This window comes from Variovorax sp. UMC13, assembly GCF_014170375.1.
Taxonomy (GTDB): domain Bacteria; phylum Pseudomonadota; class Gammaproteobacteria; order Burkholderiales; family Burkholderiaceae_C; genus Variovorax.
Genome location: NZ_LZZW01000031.1, coordinates 75379 through 99493, shown reverse-complemented (window position 1 = coordinate 99493; position 24115 = coordinate 75379). Strand labels below are relative to the sequence as shown.

Sequence of the window (24115 nt, the reverse complement as noted above, 5' to 3'; positions counted from 1 at the left end):
ATCGTGTTTGCCCCCCCAATCTGCCAATCGATAGCTCGCACCGTCGAAGCCGATGATGCGGGCGATCCATTTCGATGTGGCATTTGCGCCTGCGTCCGGTGATGTTGGCCGCGTGTGTCCTGTGCCAATGGGATCGCGCCCATGGGGCGCTTGCGCAACGCGAAGGCTGAGGCGGGCGGTAGGATGCTCTCGAAGCGTTCGCCCCAACGAGGTCTGCTTCTATGGGGCATGCCAGTGCAAGCGACTGCTGGAGGCGCAGTAATCACATGGGAGCCGTGTCGATGGGTTGTTCAGGCTCGGCACGCGAGCAGTACTGCTCTACCCACTTCACGGACTGAGCGATGCCTCCGAATGGAAAGAAATGCAGGCTCACCTTTCCATGTGCTTCGGTCAGGCGGGTGGTCAGACGATCCACAAAGAGATCCGGGCCTGCTATGCCGAACAGCTTGCTGATCGAGATGCCGTACTTGGACAACATCGACGCGCATGCGCTAACGCCACACAAGGCGGCATAGCGCGCCAGCACCGCCACGCCTGCAGGGCCCGGCACGCCCACGCGTACGGGATGTTCGACGCCACGCCCGCGCAGGGCTTCCAGCCAGGCCAGCACGATGTCGGCATCGAAGGCAAATTGCGTGACGATCAAGGGCGCCATGCCGCGCCCTTCGATGCAGCGACACTTGTGTTCGAGCACTTTCCAACGATCAGATGTGCTCATGACCGGATGGCCCTCGGGATGGCCACCCACGCCGACCATCTGAATGCCCGAGCGCTCGAACACGCCTGATTCGATCAGTGAGGAGCTGTCGGCAAACGGCCCCAGCGGGGTGGACGGATCTCCAGCGATCACGAAGCAACGCTTGACGCCGGCTTCCGCGACCGCGCGCTGGATGAACGACTCCAGTTTTGCGAACGAGGCGATACGGCGTGCAGCGAGGTGAGGCATGGGCTCAAAGCCGAGTCCGCGAACGGCCTGCGCTGCGGCCAGTCGCGCGTCGTTGTCCTGGTTCGCCAGGTAGGGAATGGAAATGGTTGACCCGGGCAATACACGCGGCGCCGCTGCGGTCAGCGCAGAGATATCCTTCGCGTTGACCTCTAACGAATAGGCGTCGGTGATGTTGCCGATGGGCTTGGACTTGTCGGAATGAAGCAAGGGGCTTGCCATATCTGGCGACTGTTGGGAGAGTTCCGACCCGCCAGCGCTGATCGGGTCGGTTGGAAGCCATGGAGCGGCATCGCTCACCCGGCAGGGCGCGTCAATCTTTGGGGGGCTGTTCGTCACCGTAGAACGTCACGCCGAGCTGGATGCGCTCGCGGCCGCTTTCCACGCGGTGGCGGTTCGTGTCGCGCAGCGAGTAGACGCAGCCGCAGTATTCCTGTTGGTAGAAGTTCTCGCGCTTGCTGATCTCGATCATGCGCGCCGAGCCGCCGCCCTTGCGCCAGTTGTATTCCCAGTACATCAGGCCAGAGTACTTGGCCGCCGCACGCACGCCGCAGTCATTGATCTGCTGCATGTTCTTCCAGCGCGAGATGCCCAGGGAACTGGTGATCACCGGAAAGCCGTGCTCATGCGCATACAGCGCCGTGCGCTCGAAACGCATGTCGAAGCACATGGTGCAGCGCACGCCGCGTTCGGGCTCGTGCTCCATGCCCTTGGCGCGCTCGAACCAGTTGTCCCGGTCGTAGTCCGCATCGACGAAGGGCACGCCGAACTGCTCCGCGAAGCGGATGTTCTCGTTCTTGCGCAGCTCGTATTCCTTGAGCGGATGAATGTTGGGGTTGTAGAAAAAGATGGTGTAGTCAATGCCCGAGGCCAGCATGGCCTCCATGACCTCGCCTGAGCACGGCGCGCAGCACGAATGCAGCAGCACCTTGTCGTGGCCTCCGGGCAGCGCAAGCGCTTTGCGTTCGACGGTGGTGTTCATCCCTTGGCTCCTTGGGCAATAGCGGTGGTGGCAGTTGCAGGCTGGCGGGCCAGTTCGACGAAGGCCCGCACGTAGTCAATGGCGGTATCCGCCTCGCGTGCGCCCAGGAAGATCTGCTTGGCAATACCGCGCGCGCCCAGCCGCACAGGCACCACGTCCATCCTGGCCGCATATTCCTCGACCAGCCAGCGCGGCAGCGCGGCGACACCGCGGCCGCTGGCCACCATCTGCACCATGATGTCGGTGGTTTCGATGGCTTTGTGGCGCTTGGGCGTCACGCCGGCCGGCAACAGGAACTGGCTGTAGATGTCCAGGCGTTCGATGTCCACGGGGTAACTGATGAGCACTTCCCGGGTCAGCTGCTGGGGCTTCACGTAGGCCGTAGAAGCCAGGGGGTGGTCTTTGGCCACGACCAGCACCTGCTCGTAGTCGAACACGGGTTCGAACTTCAGCCCCGGCTTGAACAGCGTGTTGATTTCCACCCAGAAGTGACCCACTAGCCCCCGGTGGGGGTGCGGATAAAAACTTGGACTGGTTTTATGCGGCTAGGCCAAGTTTGTGCCGGTATTCCACAGGACTTAAACGTCCCAGAGATACCTTGATACGTTTTTCGTTGTACCAACGAATGTACGCATCGACAGCTTCAATGAACTGCTCAATCGTTGTTGATTGCCAGTTGTTGGGATAGAACAGCTCCATCTTTAGCCTTCCAAAAAAGCCTTCGCACGCAGCGTTGTCTGGTGAGCACCCTTTGCGAGACATCGAGCGAGTCAACTTTGCATCATGGACCCTCGAGAGCCAGCCTGGCCAGCGGTAGTGAGCTCCACGATCAGAATGAATCACAGGGCGGCTCTCGCTGCCTTGAACAGCATCAATGGCCGCATCCAGCATTGTGTTGACGAGATGTGCGTTGGGATGAGTCCCAATCGACCAGCTCACCACCAGCCCGTCAAAGCAATCAATGACTGGCGACAGGTAAACCTTGCCAGCAGGAATCTGGAGTTCAGTAATGTCGGTGAGCCACTTCTCATTGGGCGCAGCGGCACGGAAGTCTCGATTGATGAGGTTTTGCGGGGCGGCACCTATCTCTCCAAGGTAGGAGTTATATCTGCGGCGTTTGGGCTTGGCCACGATCAACCCCTCCTGCTTCATCAGCCGACGAACCACCTTCTCTGAGATGCCCGTGCACTCCTTGAGCAGAGATGCCTGCACCCTGCGATATCCATAGCAACGGTAGTTGTTGTCGAAGATCTCTGTGATGCTTCGGCGTAAATCAACGTATTTGTCAGCCAGCTTCAGCCGAGCACGATGGTAAAAATACGAGCTTCTAGCAAGGCCAACAAGAGAAAGCAGTTCTGGCAATTCATACTGCCCGTGCAACGCTTCAACCAGCACAGCCTTATCTTTGTTTGCCAGCCTATGCAGATCAATGTCAGCCCCATTTTTTAAGATTTCATGGGCCTGCTTGAGAAGCTCACGTTCTATCTTCAGCCGCCGAACATCCTGGCGCAATGATTCAACTTGGCGCCTGAGTGCTGCTTCATCCAACACTGGCGATCGCTTTGGACTGTGTTTCATTGAGGCTGGGGCACAAGGGCCAAGCAACTGATTTTTCCAGTTGTACAAGGTCCCCCTACACACCCCTAACTTGTCCGCAATCTGCTGTGCACTTGATCGACGGGCACACAGCTGCACCACGCCCTCACACATCAAGGCATCAGGCTTTGTAGCCGGCCAAGATCTGCCTACTCTCGATTTGCAGGTGTCAGGGCAGTCTTGCCGAACCCACGCAGTCAACGTTCCTCGACCCGGATAACCCAAAGCCCTCATCGTTGCAGCAATACAGCGATCATGGGCGAGGTAATGAGCAATAGCCACCTGCCTTTGCTGCAGCGAATATTTTGGTGCTCTTGGAGCTTGGCTTGCTGGCAAATCCTGATGCTTCAGGTAGTGCTGATACCAGCCTTTCAATGCGTTCTTGGTTGGGTACCCCAACTGGCGAATCGTGGCTCTGACACGCAAGCCAAGCTTGATGTAAAGCGCAACTGCACGAATCCTGTCTGCGTATGAGTACATGAACTACCTCCCCTGGTAGTCCAAGTTTTTGTCCGCATCCCCGGCGGGTCAGTTCTGCGTGGAAATCAACAGCCTAGATTCATTGAGATGCATCAAAGCAGTCTATCGGCGACAACGCACCTCGTCGTCTGCGTGAACTCTAAGGCAGACCCTAAAGGGGCGAGGGAGACACTTTCGGCGGTGCATCTCAACACTCTGCGCAGTGCGGTTGTATTAGACCTAGGGTTCAGCCGTGCAGTCCAAGAACTCGCAAAGCAGCGTCACCTCTACTACGAGCCGAATGTAATGACCTCAGCTGAAACGTCCTGGGTTGAAACCACTATCAGAGGCCAAGAACGATCAGTGTTGTAGCCTGACCCCTCGAAGTATCTGGTGTTTGCCATGCGCCCATTTGGGCTTACCCCATGAGCTGCGCCGTGCAGAGAACATCATCGCTAAACCACTTCGATGATGACTCAAGTCATTTCCCCTTGGCGAGCAGGATGGCATCACACGGGCAGGTTGCACCCAGCCATAGGACATAGGCTCTGAAGCCGCGCCCATTTCAGCTGGCGTGCAAACCGCCGAGCAACCATACCTATGCTGCCGCGCTGGCCTCGACAGCAACATCACTCAAACTCTCGCCCCTGAGTGAGCGGACTAGGTTCTCAGCAGCCCGCATTTCAATTTCGAACCGTACGCGTCTCACAGCCGAGCCGATGTGGGGAGTGAGTACTGTTCTGGCGTTGTTGGTCAATCCCGGATGAATTTCGCGAGGTCTGTCTGGAAGTAGCCAATCTTCCATCTCATAGACGTCAGCGGCGTACGCGCCAAGTTGCTCATTCGCCAAGGCATCGACAACCGCCCTTTCGTCGACCACAGACCCCCTACCCACGTTTACAAGGATCTGGCCCTTTTTCGATAGTTGAAGCATCCTGGAGTCAACCAGGTGGCGCGTATCGCTAACAAGAGGCACTGCCAGGAACACATAGTCCGATGTGCTGACAGCCTCATCAAGCGTGACCAGTTCGACCTGATCTAGACGCACACTTGGGTCTACACCAAGCAGCCGCGCGCAGCCAAAGCCCGCGAGTCGCGCCAATATGGCCTGCCCAACTTTTCCGAGACCGATCACGCTGGCCACCGACCCATGAAGCCCGGTTCCGTATAGAGCTGGCCTCCACCCAGAGTAGCCTGCTCTTGTAGCGGCGTCACCCTGAAGCACGTTCCTGCCAGCAGCAATAGCCAATCCGATGGCCAGCTCGGCTGTGGGCTCTGTGAGGAGGTCAGGAACAAAGGTGACGCTCACCCCGGCTTGTGCGCAAGCCCTCAGGTCGAAGTTGTCGTACCCCTTGAGTGCACAGGAGATGGTCTTGAGCCTGGGAGCGTTCAGCAGCGACTCTTTGGTCACACTGTCTGTCATGAAGGCCATCATGGCATCAGCATCCACGAGGTACTCCCTGAGCTGGCTGGGGCTCCAGGGGTCAGGCCCTGGATTCATGATGACCTCACCCTCAGCCTGGAGCTTCCTTAGAACCTCTTCATGAACTGGCTGCGTTACGACGATTTTCCGATGATTCATTTTTCGATTTACTTGAGACGCTTTCGCAGCATCGATCCAATGCTGTCAACCACGAGGACACAGGCAAGAATCGACAGAAGGATGGCTGAGACCTCGTCATACTTGACAAGGCGAAGTGCTGCCATCAACTCGAAGCCGATGCCACCTGCACCGACAATGCCAAGTACTGCGGAGGCCCTGAAGTGGTACTCCCAGCGATAGATGGTTATGTCTGCCAACTGTGGAAGGACTTGGGGGATAACGGCATGCGAGATGACCTGAAAGCGGCTTGCGCCTACCGCAGCAGCTGCTTCAAGTGGCTTCGGATCCACGTGCTCAATGGCTTCCGCGTAAAACTTTGCGACCATTCCCGTGGAATGCAACGCTAGTGCGAGCACCCCAGGTAGAGCACCAAACCCTACGGCTGCCACGAACAGAATGCCAAGAATGATTTCTGGCACGGACCGGAATGCCGCCAGGATGACTCTGGCCACTCTTCCCACCAAAGGATTGGGGGTGGTGTTTGGAGCCGCCAGGAGCGCCAGCGGAAGTGAAAGCACGATAGTCAGTGCTGTGCCGGCAATCGACATCGCCAAGGTGTCCCTCAGCGGGATGACCCAGTGCTCCCAGCGGTCGAAGTTGGGAGGGACCATCTCAGATGAGAGCTGCTTGACAGCCGGGGCGCCTTCGATGAACCGCTGTGCATCGAAGAACCCCGTGACGTACAGGGCTACAAGGCAAACCAGAAGGACGAACGCTGTATTGCGCAGTCCAATGAACTGCTCCCGCTTGTCGCGACTGATGATGTTCTCGAATGCAGCCGAGGTCATTGCATACGGCCCAAATCAAGCTTCAGGATGGTTGCGGTATCCCTAAGGACGTCATATGCAGCGTCATCAGTGGCGGCAAACGCCTGGACACGAAACGCCTTGAGCACCTCAGCATCCTTCATGTCCAGAAAGGCAGAGCGGATGGCAGCTTTGAGCTCAGGCTTGAGGTCCCCCTGCATGACGACCGGATAGTTTGGAATGGGAGCAGAAAGGTCAAGCTGAACAATCTTCGTGGCATCAATGCTTCCTCGAGCGATGAGGTTGTCCAGAATCGGCTTGGACAGAGCCCCGGCTGGAATCTGACCCGACTGCACCGCACGTGCGACCGCGTCATGTGCCCCAAGGTGAACTGGCCGATAGTCCTTCTCACCATCAAGCTTGTACTTCTTGAGCAGGTGTGCACGTGGTGCAAGGTGGCTTGATGTGGACGCCTGGTCGCCAAATCCGAAGGGCTTGCCGCGCACGTCTTCAAGCGTTTTCACCGGCCCTCCGGCCGTTGCGATGAGGACCGACTGGTATGTGGGCGACCCACGTTCAACGCCCACCGCAAAGGGCTCAATCCCGGACGCCTTAGATTTGGCCAAAACGTACGAAAACGGTCCAAAGTACGCTACCTCAATCCGACCGAACCGCATTGCCTCGATCATCGAGGAGTAATCGGTAGTCACCACAATCTCAACATCCTTCTTGAGCTGCTGTTCAAGATAGCGCTTAAGAGGCTGCGCGTTCTGGATGATGCTGGCAGCGTTCTCATCTGGAAGAAGGGCGACACGAAGCTTTGATGGATCCTTTCCCTGCGCATGAGCCCACAGAGGAAGGAGTGCAGCAAAAGAAGCTGCGCTGACAACAAGAGAGAAGTTACGGCGATTCAGCATGGCAAGAGCTCCTTGGTTTGACTGGATTGAAGAGTTCGGGGGCTATCAGTGGACGCACTCGTGTTGGAAGCGTTGGACTGCTTTGCATAGAGGTTCCGCGCAACATCAGGACTCAGCTGCTCTGCCCTACCCTCGAATACAACAGCTCCCTGGCGGAGCCCAATGATTCGGTCTGCAAACGAGCGCGCGAGCTCCACCTGGTGAAGACTCACGATTGCGGTGAGGTGGTCCTTTTTGCAGATCTCATGCAACAAGGTGAGCACGCTATGTGCGGTTGCCGGGTCCAGGCTGGCAACAGGCTCATCGGCCAGCAGGATTCGTGGCTTCTGTATTAGCGCCCTAGCTATGCCTACGCGCTGCTGCTGCCCCCCAGACAAGGCATCAGCCCGGGAGAGCGCCTTTTCGAGCAGCCCGACACGCTCAATCACTGTGAGCGCCTCCAGCTTGTCCTTCTTGCTCCACGGCCATAGCGAAGCGAATGCACCCCTGTCACCGAGCTTTCCCATCAGAACATTCCTGAGGACCGACTGACGTCCAATCAGATGATGCTGCTGGAAAACCATCCCACAGCGCTTGCGGTGCTCTCTCAGCGTCTTTGCGTTGACTACCCCACCTGCCAGGCCAGGTATCGATACCTCGCCTTTTGTGGGCAGCACCAGTCCATTGATGCTTCGTAACAAGGTGGACTTCCCTGCGCCCGAGGCGCCCAGAAGCACCAAAAACTCTCCCTGCTTCACATCCAGACTCGTCGGGTGCAAGGCCACGGTCGAGTCAACGTAGCGGACGGAAACTCCCTTGAGACTCAGAACGTCTCGGTCCTTCTCCAACTTCATGTTGTTACCTTTGCAAGTTTCTGCCTGCGAGCAGCGCGAGAGCGCTTATGACGCACATTTGCCGCAGAAAGAAGTTCGATACGGCTAGGCATGCGTGCAGTTTGTTCGTGGAACGTGTCATCAATATGAAACTTGCACCCCGAAAAATAGGGGTATCTATAGATAACACCTATGTCTGGACTCACGCTACTTGCGGCTTTGAAAGCCTTTGATGCGACGGCAAGGGCCGGAAGCATGACTGCTGCTGCGAAGCTGCTTGATCTACAGCAGCCCACCATCTCAGCGCATATTCAGCGCCTGGAGAATGAGTACGGCGTGGAGCTTTTTCTTCGTCAAGGCCGCCGGCTTGAGCTGACTACCTTTGGCAGGACTCTGCTGGACTACACGCGGCGGGCATTCAGCGGCGAGGAAGATGCGCACGCCCTTTTGGCAGCAGCCAAAAACCGATTCGTCGGGCGTCTTGTGATTCACGCGATCGGCCCGTACAACGTAGTCCCTGTTCTGAAGGCCTTCGGGAGCCGCCATCCCCAGGTCGAGGTCTCTGTCCGTGTAGGCGACTCCCGCTCAATCACGGAAAAGCTCCTCGACTACCAGGGTGATGTCGGCGTGGTCCTCAATCACGCCGAGCACCCCGAACTCCATTGCATGCCATACAGGTCACAGCGCCTGGTGGTCTTTGCGAACCGAGAGCACGCCCTAGCCCGGTGCGGTGAGATAGTGCTCAAGGACCTTCAGAGCCAGCGCTTCGTCATACGTGAGGAAGGTTCAACGACAAGAAGAGTCTTCGAGAGCGAGCTAATTGCCCGCAATATCAACATCCAGGTTGCGCTGGAGATGGGAAGCCGGGAGGCTGTCCGCGAGGCAGTCGCACAAGGAATAGGACTAGGCGTCGTTGCCGAGACAGCCTATGTTCCAGATCCGCGTCTTGTGAAGCTGAAGATTCTGGATACAGCAATGGCCACCCACGTCGACTTCATCTGTCGTCGCGAACGACAGAACGCTCCGCTGATAGCAACGATTTTCGACTTGGCAAAAGAGGTGAGAAGAGGCCTGGCCTAAAGATTCACGAACTTGGCGACAGGGCCCGAGTGGATCATTCATGCCAAGCCTATCGTTAGCAGCCATGCTGTCAGTCAAACAGGCCTGAGACGTCCCCACGTACAAAGGTGTCGATCTGACCGGTGCAACCTATGCCACGGACATCCGGCTCTCCGACCCGGATGGCAATGAGCGCACGCTGGCGGACTTCCGAGGCAAGGCCATCCTGGTCTTCTTCGGCTTCACTCAGTGCCCAGATGTCTGCCCGACGGCCCTGGCGCGGGCGGCCGAGGTCAAGCGGCTTCTCGGCCCCGACGGCGAGCGCTTCCAGACACTGTTCGTCACGGTCGATCCCGAGCGCGACACGCCCGAGGTGCTCAAAGCCTACACGGCTGCATTCGACCCCAGCTTTATCGGTCTGTACGGCGACCTGGAACGCACCGCACAGATCGCCAAGGACTTCAAGGTCTACTACAAGAAAATGCCGACGGGATCGTCCTACACCATGGACCACACATCGCTCAGCTACGTCTACGACCCGCTAGGAAAGCTGCGCTTGGCCCTGCGCCATGAGCAACCCGCCCAAGACTATGCGGACGACATCCGCAAGCTCTTGAACCCTGCCTGACCCTCTATCCCCTCAAGGAGAACACCATGAAACTCGTCATCCGCACAGCCATCGTCGCCGCCTCGCTGCTCGCGGCCACCGCCCAGGCGCAAGTCACCGTCAAAGATGCCTGGGTGCGCGCCACCGTACCGCAACAGAAAGCCACCGGCGCCTTCATGCAGTTGAAGGCAACCAAGAATAGCAAGCTGGTCTCGGCCAGCTCGCCGCTTACGCCCGCCGTCGAGGTCCACGAGATGGCCATGCAGGACAACGTGATGAAGATGCGCCAGGTGCCGGCCGTCGAGCTGCCCGCAGGCAAGACCGTGGAACTCAAGCCCGGCGGCTACCACGTGATGCTGATGGACCTGAAGCAGCAGGTGAAGGAAGGCGACACGGTGCCTCTGACCCTCGTCATCGAGGGCCCGGACGGCAAGCGCGAATCGGTCGAAGTGAAGGCTCCCGTGCGTGCGCTCAACGCCAGCGCCCAGCCGGCTGGCCACGATGCCCAGGGCGGCCACAAGCACTGAAGCACTTGGCGGGTGGGTGAATGGCGCACCTGTAGCACACCCCACCGCTTGCAGCCCTCGAAATTCGAAGCCGCGATGCCAACTCCCGCAACCTAGGTCACGCATAGCCAAAAAGCTCACGGCGTACGGCAACCGGAGATGGTTACTCCACCAGCGTTTTGCAATGCGTGTTTACTAGCGCTGTTTCTCTGAAACCCACGGTCTCCTTGCATGAAGGCCTCTAGCATGTGCGGGATCAGCGTCGTGGCATCGACCGCTTCGCCGTACACCTGCGCGTGCAGCGCGGCGTAACGGTCGAGGTCGGCTTTCAGGCTGACCGGGCACGCAAAGGCCAGCTTGACGCTCTCGACCTTGGGCAGCGGCCCAAGCCGCAACTTCCTGGTGGTGTTCATTTCGCAATTCCACGGTTGAAGAACATAGGCTGGTACGGCCGCAGCACAAAATCGCGGTTGACGATGATCCGCACCGGCAGGCCCGGCCGCTCGGTCAGCGTCGGCTGGATGTTCATGTTGCGCCGGGTCATCTCTTGGCCGACCTGGTTGATGCTGTCCTGCGCGCTATCGCGCCCAGCGATCACGATGCGGTTGCCATCCTGCCGGTTTTCCGGTGCGGCCAACTCGGCACCCACGCCCAGCAGGGTCGTCAGCGCCGCACCCGCGAAGACGCGATCCCAATGCCAATCGACGCCATCCTCCAGGCCGGAATAGCCGGCAGGGTCAGTGCCCGCCAGGTTGTCTAGCTTCAGCGAGGACGTGTCCGGCAGGATGACGCGGTTCCACACCACCTGTACGCGGCTCTGCCCGTAGCTCACCTGGCTGTTGTACTTGCCCAGGATGCGCGATCCCTGTGGGATCAGCAGGAACTTGCCAGTGGCCGTGTCATAGACCGGCTCCGTCACCGTGGCTATCACGTCGCCCGGCAGATCGGACTTGATGCCCGTCACCAGCGCGCCCGCGATCACCGTTCCCGCCATGACCTGATACGGCGAGGCCGGCATCTGGAGATTGCCGGAATTGCGGGTTTCCGTAGAACCGCCTTTCAGGAAAGCCTCTTTCTGGTCTTGCCGGTTCTGCACGGCTGTCGGGTCGGATGGCTGGGCCGCCGTCGAGGCCGGGCCAGCGGCCAGCGGGTCGAAGCCCGCCAAGGCGCTGCCGGGCGCAGCCGCAGCGGCTTGCGCCGTGACCGGCGCGGTGGCCTTGCCTTGGTTGCCCGAGCGGAAAAACACCGACGAGTTCGCCGCCGCATCGGCCTCCTTGCGCCACGCATCCGCCGGATCATGTCCCGGCGGTGCGTAGGCCGGCGTCACCGGCTGCTGCGACTTCACGATGGCTGGGCCGAGATCACCCGGCAGCGGCGGCCCCAGCTCGGGCACCTTCGGCGGCAGCTTCGAGTAGTCGGCCGGCAGACCATCCAGCCCCTCGGACTTCGAGACGCGATCGACGTTGTAAAGCTCGGTCTGCTCGCCCGTGCCGCGCCGGTGCGGCTGCAATGACCAGATCGTGGCCCCGAGCACGGCGACCGACAGGACGCCGACGAGGATGGCCAGCGTGCGCCGGTTCAGGCGCGTGACCGGGCGCGGCTGGGCGCGCAGCGCCACCGCCTCGGGCGCGACCTTGCCCGCCTGCGCCGCAAGATCAGGGGAATCGTCCTGGCTCATGGTCAGTTCCTCCGTGTGCCGTCCGTGCGCTCAATCCGCACCACGTCGCCTTTGTCCCCGCCCAGGCGCAGTTCGGCCGCGCCGAACAGGCGATCAACGATGTAGTACGGCGCACGGAATCGGTAGTTCACCAGTTGCCCGTCGCCTTGCGCGCCGATCACGAACAGCGGCGGCAGCTCGCCCTGGGCGATGCCGGGCGGGAACTGGATGTAGACCTTCTCGCCGTCATCGAAAGCACGCAGCGGCTTCCACGGCGGATTGCTGCCGCTGATGGCATAGCGGAAACGGATCTTCTCCAGCGACAGGCCGCTATCGACCGGGGCGGCGGCGCTGGCCGCCTGCGCCTGGCGCTGCAAGGCCAGCATCTTGTCCTTCGGGTACTCCCAGGACACCGACGCCATCCACGTCTTTTCGGTCGAAGTCAGCTCCAGCAGATACGTCCGGCGGCTGGTGGTGATGACCAGATTGGTCTTCAAGCCCGAGCGGATCGGCTTGACCATCACGTTGACGCGCAGAGCCTCACCGCTGCCGCTCGACGTGTCCCCGACGATCCAGCGCACCGTGTCGCCGGCCGCGACCGTCACCAGTTCCTCGCCGGGCTGCAGCGAAACCACCGTCACGCGGCCCACGGCCGCATAGAGCTGGTAAAGCGCGCCATCGGTAAAGGGCCAGACCTGGATCGCGTTGACGTAGCCTTCGCGCGTGGGCGCGACACGGGCCTCGGCATTGGCGCGCGAGACGCGCACTTTCTCATCCGCGGGTTCCGGCGCGGGCTTGGCCTCCTCGGTCTCTGGCAGTGGTTTCAACTGCGACGGCAGCGCGAGCGGCTGCGGCACCGTGACCACCTCCACCGGTTTTGGTGGCTCCGGCAGCGGCTGGGCCTGCACCGGCTCATCGAGCGAAATGGTCGGTGGCGGCTTGCCCTGAGTAGCGCAGCCAGAGAACAGCACGGTCGAAGCCAGAAGCATCACCGGCAAGGCGGATTTACGGAAAAGATCATTCATGGTTTTGCTCCTTCGTTAGCTTCCAGTTCGCGGCTCCACGACAGCCCGTTGACGTAGATGCCCAGGGGGTTCTTGCGCAGACGCTGCTCGGTGCGCGGGGTTTGCAGCACCGTGGAAATCACCGCGTTCCAGCGTTCGGTGCGATCCAGCGCGCCATTGACGAAGCGCGTTTCCGTCCAGCGCACGTTGAAAGACGTGTCGCTGGCGCGGGTCACGCTGGTGATCTGCACCGTCACCGACTCCTTGCCGATGCGCGCGAACGGGTCATTCGTGCGGGCGTACTCGTTGAGCACGACCGCGCCTTTGTCGGTCGTGTAGTCGTAGGCATCGAGCCAGTTCTGCCGCACCACGATGGGGTCGATGGACAGCGAGCGCACCAGGCCGATGAAGCGGCCCAGGTGGTAGGCGATCTGCGCATCGCTGGGCTTGTAGGGCGTGGCGGCCTCGCCGACAGCGCGCACCTGGCCCGCGTTGTCCACCTCAATGACGTAGGGCGTGACGATGGACTGCGCCGAGCGCCAGACTAGGCCGCCCGCCATCAGCACGGCCAGCGTGAGGCAGCCAAAGGCCATGAAACGCCAGTTTCTGGCCTGCACGCGGGCCGAGCCGATGCGCTCGTCCCAAACCTGGGCGGCGGATTGATACGGAGTAGCAGGCTGTGGCGTATCGGCGTAGCGCACCTGCGGTCGTTTGAATCGCATGGGAGTTCTCCTTGAAGATCAGGAATCGGAATCGCGCAGGCTCGGGCCTTGGCTGGAGCTGCCGCCATCGCCGCCGCGCAGCGTGTGGGCGGCGGTCGTCGCGGCATGGGTGAGCTGCTGCCTGCGATGCAGGCGCTTGGCCCAGGCGGGTTGCGCGGTGGATGGGGTTGGCTCGTTTGCAGCCTGTGCGGCACCGCCCCCTGACGCCGATCCGGCGTCATCGGGCCGGAAGGCGGCGGCGACACGCTCCTTCATCGAGCGCGCACCATCAGCCACCTTCTGCCCGGCCGCCTGCGCGCCGGTCTTGGCGACATTGCCCACGCCGGCGGCGGCGCCCTTGAGGCCACCGCCGGCGGATGCAGAACCCGCCTGAAACGCCGACCGCGCGCTGCTGGCGGCCCCAGTGGCGGCACGCGCTCCGCTACCGGCCAGCTTGGCGGCTGCGGGCGCCATGCGCGCCCCGGCGGCGACTGCGCCGCCGACGCCCGTAGCCGCAGCGCCCACGGCAACAGCAGCGCCGGCCGCGCCCAGCGCCGCACCGGCCATCGCACCTGCGCCGAGCTGCGGGCTGCCGGACACCAGCCCGGTTGCAATGCCCGGCCCGAAGATGCCCAAGGCCAGCAGCGTCAGCGAGGCCAGCATCACGACCACGGAGTGGTCGATGGATGGTTCGGCGGGCTGTACCTGAAACTCGGCGAACAGGCCCGAGCCGATGCCCACGATCACCGCCAGCACCAGCACCTTGATGCCGGACGACACCACGTTGCCCAGCACCTTCTCGGCGAGAAATGCGGTCTTGTTCCAGAGCGCGAACGGCACCAGCACGAAGCCGGCAAGCGTGGTCAGCTTGAACTCGATCAGCGTGATGAAAAGCTGGATCGCCAGCACGAAGAAGCACAGCAGGACGATCAGCCAAGCGAGGAACATCACGACGATGGGCGTGATGTTCACGAAGACTTCGGGGAAGCCCGCCATGTCGCCGATCTGTTTCAGGATCGGCGCACCGGCGTCGATGCCGACCTTCGCCAGCCGGCCCGGTTGCAGGAAGTTCTCCATGCTCAGGGTCGAGCCGCTGGCCGTCAGGCCCAGCCCGGCGAAGGAGCGGAACACGATGCCAGCCAACCAGTTGAAGTTGCCGATGATGTAGGCGAAGGCGCCGACGTACAGCACCTTGCGGATCAGCTTGGCGATCACGTCCTCGCCCTGGCCGGTGGCATGGCTCATCGCCCAGAACAGCCCGGCGAGCGTCATGTCGATGACGATCAGCGTGGCGGTCAGAAACGCCACTTCGCCGTGCAACAGGCCAAAGCCCGAGTCGATGTAGCGCGAGAAGGTGTCAAGGAAGCGGTCGATGACCGTCACGTCGTTCATGGCGAGTCCTCCTGCCCAGGCAGAGCGATTGCCGCGCTGCCATCGGCGGGTTCATCGAAGCTGGGCGGGATCGGCGGCAGGTCGGCCAGCGTCTGGTACTCATTCGGCCCGGCCTGGCCGGAGAGAAAGCGCCGCAGGTCGGCCTGTGCCACCTGCGCGCAAAACGCGCCGTCGTGCGCGCCCGCGCGGCACTGCGCGCGCAGCGCGTGCAACCGGGCCGGGTCGGCGGCGAGCGCATTCACCGACACTTGCTGCGGCCGGTCACAGCCGGCCAGCACCAGCGCATGAATGGCGAAAGCAAACACGACGGGCGTGCGTTGCATGGCAGCCTCCGTCAGCGGTTGTAGAAATTGACGGGCTGCGGCGTGTACGGCGTGCCTTCGCCCAGGAAGCGGCGCGTCACTTCGCGCCCGCGCTCCGTGGCCGCCGCCTGCCGCGCCAGTTCCAGCGAGGCCGCGCGGTCTTGCGTGATCTGGAGCCGCTGCGTCTGGATCGACTGCTTGGCCTGCAAGGCCAGCAACTGGTTCATGGCCTGCATCGCTTGCAGCGCGCCCTCGGCCGACTGGCTCTTGCCCACGAGGTCGGCCAGCACGCTTTCGTCGTCGCTCAGGTTCTGCGACGCCTGGGCCTGCATCTGCATGGTCGTTTGCAGGCCGTTGAGCGTGTTCTTCCAACGCTCCTGCGCATCGAGGTACATCTGATTGCCGCTCACCGTGGCGGCGTACTTCTCGGGATACAGGCGCACGAATTCGCGGTCGATGCTTGTCACTTCGTAGGCCAAGCCCTTGGCCTGCGCGATCAGTCGCTGGGTGGTCGCCAGGTTCGCGCGCAACTGGCCGACCACGCTGGACGGCAGGCTGGCCAGGTTGCGCGCCTGGTTGATGAGCATCTGCGCTTCGTGCTGGAGTTGCTGGATCTGGTTATTGATCTGCTCCAGCGTGCGAACGGCGGTGAGCGTGTTCTGCACCAGATTGGTCGGGTCGAGCACGATGTCGCCGACGCCGAACAAGGCGTGGGCGGGTTGCGCGATGCCGAATGCGAGCACGCAGGCGGCGGTCAACGCGGCGAGCTTGGGGGTATGCAATTTCATAGTTGGTTCTCCTGGGGGTGGTCAGCGGTACGGAGGGAACCCGGCGCGTAGCCGGGGAACGAGGGCAGCAGGTCGGCCGCCCAATCGAGGCCGCGATGGCGCAGCCAGGCGCCCGCGAAGCCGGGCACGCCGGCGTCCTGCGGCACGCGGCCAAGAACCTCATCAATGGCGCGCTGGTCTTGCGGCGTGGAAGCACCCGCGAAGGCCAGCGTCGCCGGCCCCAGGTCGAGGTCGAACACGCGGTTGCCGAGGCGGGATTGGTAGTAGTAGTCGCGCTTGGGCTGCGCGGTGGCGACGATCTCGATCTGCCGGCTGTTGAGGCCGAAGCCCTCGTAGATCGCGCGAATCTGCGGTTCGGTCGCTTGCGGGTTCGGCAAGAAAATCCGGCTCGCGCAGCTTTCGATGATGGCCGGCGCGATGGCCGAATCCTTCACGTCCGCGAGCGACTGCGTGGCGAAGATGACACTGACGTTCTTCTTGCGCAGCGTCTTGAGCCACTGGCGGATGCGCGCCGCAAACACCGGGTCATCGAGGAACAGCCAGGCTTCATCGAGGATCAGCAGCGTGGGCGCACCATCCAGCCGCTCCTCGAAGCGCGCGAACAGGTAGCGCAGCACCGCGAGCACAGCAGCCTTGCTGTGCATCAGCTCCTCCATCTCGAACGCCTGCACGTCGGATGTGCCGAGGCGGTCGTGGTCGGCATCCAGCAGCCTGCCGTGCGCGCCGCCCAGGACGTAGGGCGCGAGTGCCTGGCGCAAGGTGTTCGATTGCAGCAAGGCCGTCAGGCCCGTGAGCGTGCGCTGCTCCACCGGCGCGCTGGCCAGGCTCCCCAGCGCAGACCAGATGGCCGCCTTCTCGTCCGGGCCGACGGCCGCGCCTTCGTGCAGCAGGCGGCCTTCCACCCATTCGCTGGCCCAGGTGCGGTAGCCCTCTCGGTCGATGCGCGCCAGCGGCTGGAAGGCGATCTCGTCGTCCGCGCCCAGGTCGTAGTGCTCGCCGCCCATGCCCAGGATGGCCGCGCGGATCGAGCGCCCCATGTCGAAGGCGAAGATGCGCGAGCCGCGATAGCGGTGGAACTGCATCGCCATCGTCGCCAGCAGCACCGACTTGCCCATGCCGATGGGGCCAACCACCAGCGTGTTGCCCACGTCGCCGATGTGCGTCACCAGCCGGAACGGCGTGGCGCCGTCTGTGCGCGTGACGATCAGCGGCGGCCCATCGAGATGCGCATTGCGTTCCTGGCCGGCCCATACCGCCGACACCGGCATCATGTGCGCCAGGTTCAGCGTCGAGACGATGGGCTGGCGGACATTGGCGTATGCGTTGCCCGGAATGGACGACAGCCACGCATCCACGGCGTTGAGCGTTTCGGGGATGGTGACGAAGCCGCGCCCCTGGATGACGCGCTCCACCATGCGCAGCTTCTCGTCGGCAACGGCGGCGTCCGCGTCCATGACGGTGACGGTCGCCGTCAGGTAGCCGAAGGCGACCTGATCGCTGCCCAGCTCCTGCAAGGCAGCATCGGCGTCGGCGGCCTTGTTGTTGGCGTCGGTATCGACCAGCGGGCTTTCCTGCTGGAAGATCGTCTCGCGCAGCAACGCGATGACGTTCTTCCTTTTCGCAAACCACTGGCGGCGCAGTCGGGCGAGTTCTTTTTCCGCCTCGGCTTTGTCGAGGCACAGAAAGCGCGTACTCCAGCGATACGCGAAGCCCAGGCGGTTGAGGTCGTCCAGAATCCCCGGCCAGGTCGAGGTCGGGAAACCGCGCACCGACACCACGCGCAGGTGCTGGTCGCCCAGCATCGGCGCCAGGCCACCGACCAGCGCGGAATCGGTCAGCAGCGCGTCGATGTGGAACGGCACTTCGGGAACGCCGACGCGGTAGCGGCGCGTCGAGACGGTCGAATGCAGGTAGGTCAACGTCTGGCTGTCATCAAGCCAGGCGATCTCCGGCATCACGCCATCGAGCAGGTCGAAGATGCGATCCGTTTCAGCGACGAAGGCGTGCAGCCGCTCGCGCCAATCCACGCCTTCGGTGGGCCGGTTTTCGTACAGCAGGCCCGCGGCCCGAGCACGGGATTCCTCGGACGGCAGGTAGGCCAGCGTCAGGTGATAGCCGCTCTCGAAGTGGTTGCCCGAATCCTCGAAGGCGGCGCGGCGTTCTTCATCGACCAGCCAGGACAGCGGTTCGGGGAAATCGGAGTGCGGGTAGTCGGCGGCAGACCGGCGCTCGGCTTCGATGAACAGCGCCCAGCCCGAACCCAGGCGGCGCAGCGCGTTGTTCAAGCGCGCCGATGTGGCGATCAGCTCGCCTTGCGTCGCGCTGTCGAGGTCGGGGCCACGAAAGCGCGCCGTGCGCTGGAAGCTGCCGTCCTTGTTCAAGACGACGCCCGGTGCCACCAGTCCGGCCCAGGGCAGCCAGTCGGCGAGCAAGGCCGGTCGCTGGCGGTATTCGGCGAGGTTCAGCATCGCGGCGTCCTCCCCTACACGTCCAGCAGCGGGCGGTGCTTGATGTGCCGCGCGAACACGGCCATGAACTGCGGATCGACGCGCGCGCCCCGCATCGCCAGCGAATGGCCGACGATCCAGAGCACGACACCGGGAATCCACAGTTGCAGGCCTAGCCCGACAGCGGCGGCCAAGGTGCCGTTGGCGATCGCCACGGTGCGCGGTGCGCCGCCCAGCAGGATCGGCTCGGTGAGCGAGCGATGCAGCGGCACCTCGAACCCGGCCGCGAAGGTGTCCGGGGCACTCATACGACGGCCCCGCCCGAGAAGCTGAAGAACGACAGGAAGAACGAGGACGCGGCGAAGGCGATGCTCAAGCCGAACACGATCTGGATCAGCTTGCGAAAGCCGCCCGACGTGTCGCCGAACGCGAGCGCGAGGCCCGTGGCGATGATGATGATGACCGCGACGATGCGCGCCACCGGCCCCTGGATGGATTCAAGGATGGATTGCAGCGGGCCTTCCCACGGCATCGAGGAACCGGCGGCCTGTGCAGTGCCCGCAAGCAGCAGCATGAAGGCAGCGAGCATCAAGCCTTGCATGGCCGGGCGGGCCAGGCCATCCAGCCGCGCGGGACTGGAGCGGCGGGAAAGCGGATTTACAGAAATACGGAAAGCATCAACGTGCGTCATGGCAGTTCTCCAGAAAGGTCGAGGGATGGGGAAGTCGCCGCAGCGGGTGCGGCATCGGGAAGTGGCGGCAGCTCGGGAAACGGCGCGTCCATCGCATCCGCCAGTCGGTAACCCACGCCGTCGAAGCCGACGACGCGGGCGATGCTCTCGATGCGGCGCTTGCGTCCGCGCCCGGCGATGTGGATCACCACGTTGACCGCCTCGGCGATCAGCGCGCGGGGCGGGTTCACCGCCACTTCGAGAATCAGTTGCTCCAGGCGCAGCAGCGCGCCGAGGGCGGAGCCGGCGTGGATCGTGGCAATGCCACCCGGATGGCCCGTGCCCCACACCTTGATGAGATCCAGCGCCTCGGCGCCGCGCACCTCGCCCACGACCACGCGGTCAGGCCGCAGGCGCATGGACGAGCGCACAAGCTCGGTCATCGACACCACGCCTGCGCGGGTGCGCAGCGGAACGTGGTCGCGGGCCGCGCATTGCAGTTCCACCGTGTCTTCGAGCACCAGCACGCGGTCGCCCGTGGCGGCGATCTCGGCCAGCAGCGCATTGGCGAGCGTGGTCTTGCCGCTGCTGGTGGCGCCGGCGATCAGGACGTTCTGCCGCTCGCGCACGACACGAACGAGAAAGCCCGCCTGCGCGCTGGTCATCATCCCGTCGATGACGTACCGCTCCAGCGGAATCACACCGATGGCGCGCTTCCGCAGCGCGAAGGCCGGCCCTGGCGCGGCGGGCGGCAAGATACCCTCGAAGCGTTCGCCGGTTTCGGGCAGTTCGGCGGACAGTAGCGGCTGGCCGCGATGGACTTCTGCGCCAACGTGGGCGGCGACAAGGCGGATGATTCGCTCGCCGTCCGCCTCGGACAGCTCCACGCCCATCGGTGCGCGGCCCGATGAAAGCCGATCCACCCAAAGGGTGCGATCAGGATTGAGCATGACTTCCACCACGTCCGGGTCTTCGAGCGCGGCAGCGATCAGCGGCCCCATCGCCGTGCGCAGCATCTGAATGCGGCGGTCGAGCGAGGTGGCGAAGGACGAAGGTGCGACGCTCATGAGGCGCGCTCTTGCGCTTCGGCAACTGCCGCCGCGTCATCCATCCGCGCCGGGTCGGGGTGCAGTTCCTCCACCACATCGCGCACCAGGCTTCGACCGCGCAGCAGGTGGCGACCCAACTGTTCAACGAACTGCTCGAAGCGCGCTTTGCCCTGTGCGCGTGCCGCGTCTTGGTGCGCCTCGGGAACTGGCGTGCTGACCGTGAGGTAATAGCGGATGAACAGCGCCAGCGTTTCGATGGCGATGTTCTGGTCGCGCTCCATGCGCTCGGCCTGGCGCGAGAGGCGATCAAGCCGCTTGGCAATCGCTGCCTCGCGCTGGTCGGCAGCATCGGGCGACAGCCACGATGCGAGCGCCGCCGCGACGATGCTGGATTTCGATACGCCTTTCTTGGCGGCCAGCTCGTCCAGACGCTTGGCATGCTCCGGCTGGATGAACAGGTTGAGGCGGTAGTGGCTCATAGCTCGATTCCGTCGTTGGGGTCGAGGGAAGCCAGCCGGGCCGTGCGCTGCATGGCCGGGTCAAGCTGGCGAGGAAGGGGAAGCGGCAGGTCGTCATCGTCATCGAGCAACCCGAGGTCGGCTGCGGACGCGGCCAGCTCGGGGTCGTAGGCGACGGCTTCGGAAAGTTCGGGCTGACGGCGCGGTCCGCCGTCGTCGGCCGAACCCAAGTGCTCCAGGCCATCAGTAGGTGCAGTGGCCGCTGCGGCAGGCACGGCGGGAATCGCCAGCCCGCTCCAGTCGTCGGCTCGCGAGGGCGGAACGTCGGCATAGCGTCCGGCCGCAAGCACGGGCGGCGGCAGCACGCGCCGCTTGAAATTGGTGTCCGCGTAATAGCGCAGCTTTTTGGCCTTGATCGGCGCCACGCTGGACACCATCACCACGGCTTCATCCGGCGGTAACTGCATCACTTCGCCCGGCGTCAGCAGTGGGCGCGCGGTCTCCTGGCGCGACACCATCAGGTGGCCCAGCCACGGCGCGAGCCGGTGGCCTGCGTAGTTGCGCTGTGCGCGCAGCTCGGTTGCAGTGCCCAGCGTTTCGGAGATCCGCTTGGCCGTGCGTTCGTCGTTGGTGGCGAACGTCACGCGGACATGGCAGTTGTCCAGAATCGAATGGTTCTGCCCATACGCCTTGTCGATCTGATTGAGCGACTGCGCGATGAGAAAGCTGCGAATGCCATAGCCCGCCATGAAGGCCAGTGCCGTCTCGAAGAAGTCGAGCCGCCCGAGCGCCGGGAACTCGTCAAGCATCAGCAGCAGCTTGTGGCGGCGCTCGATGCCGTCGGAGCCATCGAGCGATTCCGTCAGCCGTCGCCCGATCTGATTGAGGATCAGGCGGATCAGCGGCTTCGTCCGCGAAATATCTGAAGGCGGCACCACAAGGTACAGCGATACCGGATGCTCGGCCGCGATCAGGTCGGCAATCCGCCAATCGCAACGCGACGTGACTTCGGCCACCGTAGGGTCGCGGTACAGGCCGAGGAACGACATGGCCGTGCTCAACACGCCGGAACGCTCGTTGTCCGACTTGTTGAGCACTTCGCGCGCCGCCGATGCGACGACCGGATGCGGGCCATAGCCGAGATGCGGCGTGGTCATCATCCGGTGCAGCGTCAGCTCGAATGGGCAAGCCGGATCGGAGAGGAAGTTGGCGACGCCGCGCAGCGTCTTGTCCTCGCCCGCATAGAGCACGTGCAGGATGGCGCCGACCAGCAGAGCATGGCTGGTCTTCTCCCAATGGTTGCGCCGCTCCAGCGCGCCTTCGGGATCGACCAGGATGTCCGCGATGTTCTGCACGTCGCGCACCTCATGGGCGCCGCGACGCACCTCCAGCAGCGGGTTGTAGGCCGCTGACTTCGCATCGGTCGGGTTGAACAGCAGGCAATGCGAGAAGCGCGAGCGCCAGCCTGCGGTGATCTGCCAGTTCTCGCCTTTGATGTCATGGATGACGGCGGACGCGGGCCAGCTCAACAAGGTGGGCACCACCAGGCCCACGCCTTTGCCCGAGCGGGTTGGTGCGAAGGTCAGGACGTGTTCCGGACCTTCGTGGCGCAGGTACTGGCGTTCGTGCTGGCCGAGGAACACGCCGTCCGGCTGCGTGAGACCGGCCTCGCGAATGTCATCCGCGTTCGCCCAGCGCGCCGAGCCGTAGGTCGTGACCAGGCGCGATTGCCGCGAGCGCCAGATCGACATGCCGATGGCCACCAGCACGGCCACCAGGCCGCTGCCACCCGCAATGGCGCCGCCGATGTCAAAGACGCTGGGCGCGTAGGCATCGAAGAAGAACCACCACTCGAACAGCCGCCACGGGTGATAGACCGGCGTACCGAAGAAGTCGAACCAGGGCGAGCCAAGGCGTAGCTGATAGCCCAGGGCGGCGGCTGTCCATTGTGTGGCTGCCCACACGCCGGCGATCACGATGCCGAATACCACGGCGATCTGACCGAACAGCACGTTCGTCCCTTGCATGATCCCGCCTCCAATCACGGCACAACAACGTGCCGCGTGCATCAGGATCAAGGCGTGTGCATAGGTCGGTCAAAGACCGTTATGGCGGGGATTTAGGCCGAAAAAGCCTGATTTCTTGCAGGAGCGAAGGCAATAAAAACGCCGCAGACGGGAGCGCGTTGCGGCGTAGTGAGGTGTCAGCGAGAACTTTGTCGCTGCGAAGCGACTACAACAGAGCTATTTGGACTTCTGCTCAGGTCGGTCACCGAAGAAACGCCGATTGGCGGCTTCGGCAGCACGGCGGCAAAGTTCATCACCGACTTTTGTGCGATCTTCCTTGCATTGCCGTTGAATCTCCTTGATGCGCTCGGGATGCGCCGCGAGGAAATCCACGGTTTCCGAAGGTTGAGACGAGCCACATGCGGTCAGTGCGACGGTCAGCATCAGTAGCATCACTCTGTTCATGATTCCAGTCCTTTCGTCGGATGGTTCAGGCATCGTCGGCAGCGTCGATACCGTCTGCCGAATCAATGAAGGCCACACGCTCGATGAACCGAGCCAGCATCTCGGACGGCTCCGCATCGCGGCGTAGCAGATAGGTCGTAAGCATGTATGGCTTGCCTGCCAAGCGGCGGGCCACGACACCCGGCTCGCGGCTGGAGGCGATATGCGCCTCGCCCGCTAGGCCCAAAGCCAGGCCAGCGGAAACCAGCGTCATCATCACGTCGAAGGTTGCCACGCGCTGCGCAATCAGCGGCTCCTGATCGAGCTTGCGCAGAAAACGATCGATCTGCCGCGCGTGGCCTTCGCAGACCGCCGGGTCGCCCAGTGCCAACGGATAGCGCAGCACTTCTTTCAGCGGAACCTGTTTGAAGGCGAGCACGGGATGGCGGGCTGGCACCGCTACCATCAGTTCATCTTCCCAAGCAGGTGTGACCAAGATCCCATCGCCTCCATCCTCTGCCATCGAAAAACCTACGTCATACAGATCTTCATGCAAACCCTTGATCTGCAGCCCGAGCGGCACCTCAAACAGACGCATCTCAACTTCAGGGTCCTCTTCACGGCATCGCGCCAGCAAAGTTGACAATCGTGTGGGTGTTACACCATCAGACAAGGCAATGCGTAACTGGCCTAAAAATCCGTTGGTGGCCGACTTGACGCCATCACGGGCCTGATCCAATGCGGTAAAAATGCGCGGGACATGCTCCAAAAGCTGTCGCCCGGCACGGGTTAGTTGAGTGCTTCGGGTAGTACGAATGAATAAACGAGCACCAAGTTCCTCTTCTAATTCTTTGATAGTGCGTGAAAGTGGAGATTGGTCGATATGTAGTCGTTCAGCGGCGCGAGCGAAATGAAGTTCCTCCGCAACGATGAGAAAGCAGCGAAGATGTCGAAGCTCCATTGTGCT

General features: G+C 62.6%; 25 protein-coding genes and 1 pseudogene. 3 read left to right on the top strand and 23 right to left on the bottom strand.

Features of this window, described 5'->3' with window-relative positions; genetic code table 11:
- Positions 1–262 precede the first annotated feature (262 nt).
- From A9977_RS25465 to phnC, 8 genes and pseudogenes are all read right to left on the bottom strand, one after another.
- A complete protein-coding gene (locus A9977_RS25465; RefSeq protein ID WP_227472608.1) occupies positions 263–1153 on the bottom strand; it encodes a methylenetetrahydrofolate reductase in 891 nt (296 codons plus the stop codon).
- 103 nt (positions 1154–1256) lie between these two features.
- A complete protein-coding gene (locus tag A9977_RS25460) occupies positions 1257–1925 on the bottom strand; it encodes an epoxyqueuosine reductase QueH (protein ID WP_003056085.1) in 669 nt (222 codons plus the stop codon).
- Positions 1922–2392 (bottom strand): annotated as a pseudogene (locus tag A9977_RS25455) (LysR substrate-binding domain-containing protein); the annotation flags it as partial. The pseudogene A9977_RS25455 and the gene A9977_RS25460, both read right to left, overlap by 4 nt.
- Positions 2393–2462: 70 nt before the next feature.
- Positions 2463–4001 carry an IS3 family transposase gene (locus A9977_RS25450; protein ID WP_003056089.1) on the bottom strand — a complete coding sequence of 513 codons (1539 nt, stop codon included), beginning with the start codon at positions 3999–4001 and terminating at the stop codon, positions 2463–2465.
- A gap of 577 nt (positions 4002–4578) precedes the next feature.
- Positions 4579–5562 carry an NAD(P)-dependent oxidoreductase gene (locus tag A9977_RS25445; protein ID WP_011517523.1) on the bottom strand — a complete coding sequence of 328 codons (984 nt, stop codon included), beginning with the start codon at positions 5560–5562 and terminating at the stop codon, positions 4579–4581.
- An 8-nt stretch (positions 5563–5570) separates the two neighbouring features.
- The gene (gene phnE, locus A9977_RS25440) at positions 5571–6371 is read right to left on the bottom strand and encodes a phosphonate ABC transporter, permease protein PhnE (RefSeq protein WP_003056093.1); all 801 of its coding nucleotides are present in this window, start codon (positions 6369–6371) and stop codon (positions 5571–5573) included.
- Positions 6368–7246, bottom strand: coding sequence for a phosphate/phosphite/phosphonate ABC transporter substrate-binding protein (gene phnD, locus A9977_RS25435; protein ID WP_003056094.1), 879 nt, complete (start codon positions 7244–7246; stop codon positions 6368–6370). Before phnD ends, phnE begins: the two co-directional genes overlap by 4 nt.
- Complete coding sequence (phnC, locus tag A9977_RS25430) at positions 7240–8079, bottom strand: phosphonate ABC transporter ATP-binding protein (protein WP_003056095.1); 840 nt, start codon at positions 8077–8079, stop codon at positions 7240–7242. Before phnC ends, phnD begins: the two co-directional genes overlap by 7 nt.
- Positions 8080–8250: 171 nt before the next feature.
- On the opposite strand from phnC, the gene A9977_RS25425 reads away from it, so the two are divergent.
- From A9977_RS25425 to A9977_RS25415, 3 genes are all read left to right on the top strand, one after another.
- Positions 8251–9138, top strand: coding sequence for a LysR substrate-binding domain-containing protein (locus A9977_RS25425; RefSeq protein WP_027011074.1), 888 nt, complete (start codon positions 8251–8253; stop codon positions 9136–9138).
- Positions 9139–9253: 115 nt separating this feature from the next.
- Complete coding sequence (locus tag A9977_RS25420; protein ID WP_076841736.1) at positions 9254–9745, top strand: SCO family protein; 492 nt, start codon at positions 9254–9256, stop codon at positions 9743–9745.
- Between the two features lie 26 nt (positions 9746–9771).
- Positions 9772–10251, top strand: coding sequence for a copper chaperone PCu(A)C (locus A9977_RS25415; protein ID WP_003056114.1), 480 nt, complete (start codon positions 9772–9774; stop codon positions 10249–10251).
- Positions 10252–10367: 116 nt separating this feature from the next.
- Here the strand turns inward: A9977_RS25415 and A9977_RS25410 are convergent, their stop codons facing one another.
- The 15 genes from A9977_RS25410 to A9977_RS25340 all read right to left on the bottom strand — a co-directional run bounded on the left by A9977_RS25410 (position 10368) and on the right by A9977_RS25340 (position 24109).
- Positions 10368–10643 carry a DUF2274 domain-containing protein gene (locus A9977_RS25410; RefSeq protein WP_003056116.1) on the bottom strand — a complete coding sequence of 92 codons (276 nt, stop codon included), beginning with the start codon at positions 10641–10643 and terminating at the stop codon, positions 10368–10370.
- Positions 10640–11908: a TrbI/VirB10 family protein gene (locus tag A9977_RS25405; protein ID WP_003056119.1), complete on the bottom strand. Its 1269-nt coding sequence runs from the start codon at positions 11906–11908 to the stop codon at positions 10640–10642. Before A9977_RS25405 ends, A9977_RS25410 begins: the two co-directional genes overlap by 4 nt.
- 2 nt (positions 11909–11910) lie before the next feature.
- The gene (trbG, locus tag A9977_RS25400; RefSeq protein ID WP_003056120.1) at positions 11911–12912 is read right to left on the bottom strand and encodes a P-type conjugative transfer protein TrbG; all 1002 of its coding nucleotides are present in this window, start codon (positions 12910–12912) and stop codon (positions 11911–11913) included.
- Entirely contained in the window at positions 12909–13613 is a 705-nt protein-coding gene (trbF, locus tag A9977_RS25395) for a conjugal transfer protein TrbF (protein WP_003056121.1), read from the bottom strand. The genes trbG and trbF overlap by 4 nt, the downstream gene beginning before the upstream one ends.
- An 18-nt stretch (positions 13614–13631) precedes the next feature.
- Complete coding sequence (gene trbL / locus A9977_RS25390) at positions 13632–14984, bottom strand: P-type conjugative transfer protein TrbL (RefSeq protein ID WP_043372004.1); 1353 nt, start codon at positions 14982–14984, stop codon at positions 13632–13634.
- Entirely contained in the window at positions 14981–15307 is a 327-nt protein-coding gene (locus A9977_RS25385) for a hypothetical protein (RefSeq protein ID WP_003056123.1), read from the bottom strand. Before A9977_RS25385 ends, trbL begins: the two co-directional genes overlap by 4 nt.
- An 11-nt stretch (positions 15308–15318) precedes the next feature.
- Positions 15319–16074, bottom strand: a complete 756-nt coding sequence (gene trbJ / locus A9977_RS25380) for a P-type conjugative transfer protein TrbJ (protein WP_003056124.1) — start codon at positions 16072–16074, stop codon at positions 15319–15321.
- Entirely contained in the window at positions 16071–18542 is a 2472-nt protein-coding gene (gene trbE, locus A9977_RS25375) for a conjugal transfer protein TrbE (RefSeq protein WP_043372001.1), read from the bottom strand. Before trbE ends, trbJ begins: the two co-directional genes overlap by 4 nt.
- Positions 18543–18556: 14 nt before the next feature.
- Positions 18557–18829, bottom strand: coding sequence for a VirB3 family type IV secretion system protein (locus A9977_RS25370; protein WP_003056130.1), 273 nt, complete (start codon positions 18827–18829; stop codon positions 18557–18559).
- A complete protein-coding gene (locus A9977_RS25365) occupies positions 18826–19212 on the bottom strand; it encodes a TrbC/VirB2 family protein (protein WP_003056137.1) in 387 nt (128 codons plus the stop codon). Before A9977_RS25365 ends, A9977_RS25370 begins: the two co-directional genes overlap by 4 nt.
- Positions 19209–20258: a P-type conjugative transfer ATPase TrbB gene (gene trbB, locus A9977_RS25360; protein ID WP_043371999.1), complete on the bottom strand. Its 1050-nt coding sequence runs from the start codon at positions 20256–20258 to the stop codon at positions 19209–19211. The genes A9977_RS25365 and trbB overlap by 4 nt, the downstream gene beginning before the upstream one ends.
- Positions 20255–20719 carry a ribbon-helix-helix protein, CopG family gene (locus A9977_RS25355; RefSeq protein ID WP_003056139.1) on the bottom strand — a complete coding sequence of 155 codons (465 nt, stop codon included), beginning with the start codon at positions 20717–20719 and terminating at the stop codon, positions 20255–20257. Before A9977_RS25355 ends, trbB begins: the two co-directional genes overlap by 4 nt.
- Positions 20716–22725 carry a conjugal transfer protein TraG gene (locus A9977_RS25350; protein WP_043371996.1) on the bottom strand — a complete coding sequence of 670 codons (2010 nt, stop codon included), beginning with the start codon at positions 22723–22725 and terminating at the stop codon, positions 20716–20718. The genes A9977_RS25355 and A9977_RS25350 overlap by 4 nt, the downstream gene beginning before the upstream one ends.
- Positions 22726–22941: 216 nt before the next feature.
- Positions 22942–23169: an EexN family lipoprotein gene (locus A9977_RS25345; RefSeq protein ID WP_003056142.1), complete on the bottom strand. Its 228-nt coding sequence runs from the start codon at positions 23167–23169 to the stop codon at positions 22942–22944.
- Between the two features lie 25 nt (positions 23170–23194).
- Positions 23195–24109: a LysR family transcriptional regulator gene (locus A9977_RS25340; RefSeq protein ID WP_012204568.1), complete on the bottom strand. Its 915-nt coding sequence runs from the start codon at positions 24107–24109 to the stop codon at positions 23195–23197.
- Positions 24110–24115 lie beyond the last annotated feature (6 nt).

Bases quoted from the DNA above. Each gene is read 5' to 3' on its own strand.
- A9977_RS25460 (WP_003056085.1), bottom strand. From the start codon at position 1,925: ATGAACACCACCGTCGAACGCAAAGCGCTTGCGCTGCCCGGAGGCCAC.
- A9977_RS25450 (WP_003056089.1), bottom strand. From the start codon at position 4,001: ATGTACTCATACGCAGACAGGATTCGTGCAGTTGCGCTTTACATCAAG.
- A9977_RS25445 (WP_011517523.1), bottom strand. From the start codon at position 5,562: ATGAATCATCGGAAAATCGTCGTAACGCAGCCAGTTCATGAAGAGGTT.
- phnE (WP_003056093.1), bottom strand. From the start codon at position 6,371: ATGACCTCGGCTGCATTCGAGAACATCATCAGTCGCGACAAGCGGGAG.
- phnD (WP_003056094.1), bottom strand. From the start codon at position 7,246: ATGCTGAATCGCCGTAACTTCTCTCTTGTTGTCAGCGCAGCTTCTTTT.
- phnC (WP_003056095.1), bottom strand. From the start codon at position 8,079: ATGAAGTTGGAGAAGGACCGAGACGTTCTGAGTCTCAAGGGAGTTTCC.
- A9977_RS25425 (WP_027011074.1), top strand. From the start codon at position 8,251: ATGTCTGGACTCACGCTACTTGCGGCTTTGAAAGCCTTTGATGCGACG.
- A9977_RS25415 (WP_003056114.1), top strand. From the start codon at position 9,772: ATGAAACTCGTCATCCGCACAGCCATCGTCGCCGCCTCGCTGCTCGCG.
- A9977_RS25410 (WP_003056116.1), bottom strand. From the start codon at position 10,643: ATGAACACCACCAGGAAGTTGCGGCTTGGGCCGCTGCCCAAGGTCGAG.
- A9977_RS25405 (WP_003056119.1), bottom strand. From the start codon at position 11,908: ATGAGCCAGGACGATTCCCCTGATCTTGCGGCGCAGGCGGGCAAGGTC.
- trbG (WP_003056120.1), bottom strand. From the start codon at position 12,912: ATGAATGATCTTTTCCGTAAATCCGCCTTGCCGGTGATGCTTCTGGCT.
- trbF (WP_003056121.1), bottom strand. From the start codon at position 13,613: ATGCGATTCAAACGACCGCAGGTGCGCTACGCCGATACGCCACAGCCT.
- trbL (WP_043372004.1), bottom strand. From the start codon at position 14,984: ATGAACGACGTGACGGTCATCGACCGCTTCCTTGACACCTTCTCGCGC.
- A9977_RS25385 (WP_003056123.1), bottom strand. From the start codon at position 15,307: ATGCAACGCACGCCCGTCGTGTTTGCTTTCGCCATTCATGCGCTGGTG.
- trbJ (WP_003056124.1), bottom strand. From the start codon at position 16,074: ATGAAATTGCATACCCCCAAGCTCGCCGCGTTGACCGCCGCCTGCGTG.
- trbE (WP_043372001.1), bottom strand. From the start codon at position 18,542: ATGCTGAACCTCGCCGAATACCGCCAGCGACCGGCCTTGCTCGCCGAC.
- A9977_RS25370 (WP_003056130.1), bottom strand. From the start codon at position 18,829: ATGAGTGCCCCGGACACCTTCGCGGCCGGGTTCGAGGTGCCGCTGCAT.
- A9977_RS25365 (WP_003056137.1), bottom strand. From the start codon at position 19,212: ATGACGCACGTTGATGCTTTCCGTATTTCTGTAAATCCGCTTTCCCGC.
- trbB (WP_043371999.1), bottom strand. From the start codon at position 20,258: ATGAGCGTCGCACCTTCGTCCTTCGCCACCTCGCTCGACCGCCGCATT.
- A9977_RS25355 (WP_003056139.1), bottom strand. From the start codon at position 20,719: ATGAGCCACTACCGCCTCAACCTGTTCATCCAGCCGGAGCATGCCAAG.
- A9977_RS25350 (WP_043371996.1), bottom strand. From the start codon at position 22,725: ATGCAAGGGACGAACGTGCTGTTCGGTCAGATCGCCGTGGTATTCGGC.
- A9977_RS25345 (WP_003056142.1), bottom strand. From the start codon at position 23,169: ATGAACAGAGTGATGCTACTGATGCTGACCGTCGCACTGACCGCATGT.
- A9977_RS25340 (WP_012204568.1), bottom strand. From the start codon at position 24,109: ATGGAGCTTCGACATCTTCGCTGCTTTCTCATCGTTGCGGAGGAACTT.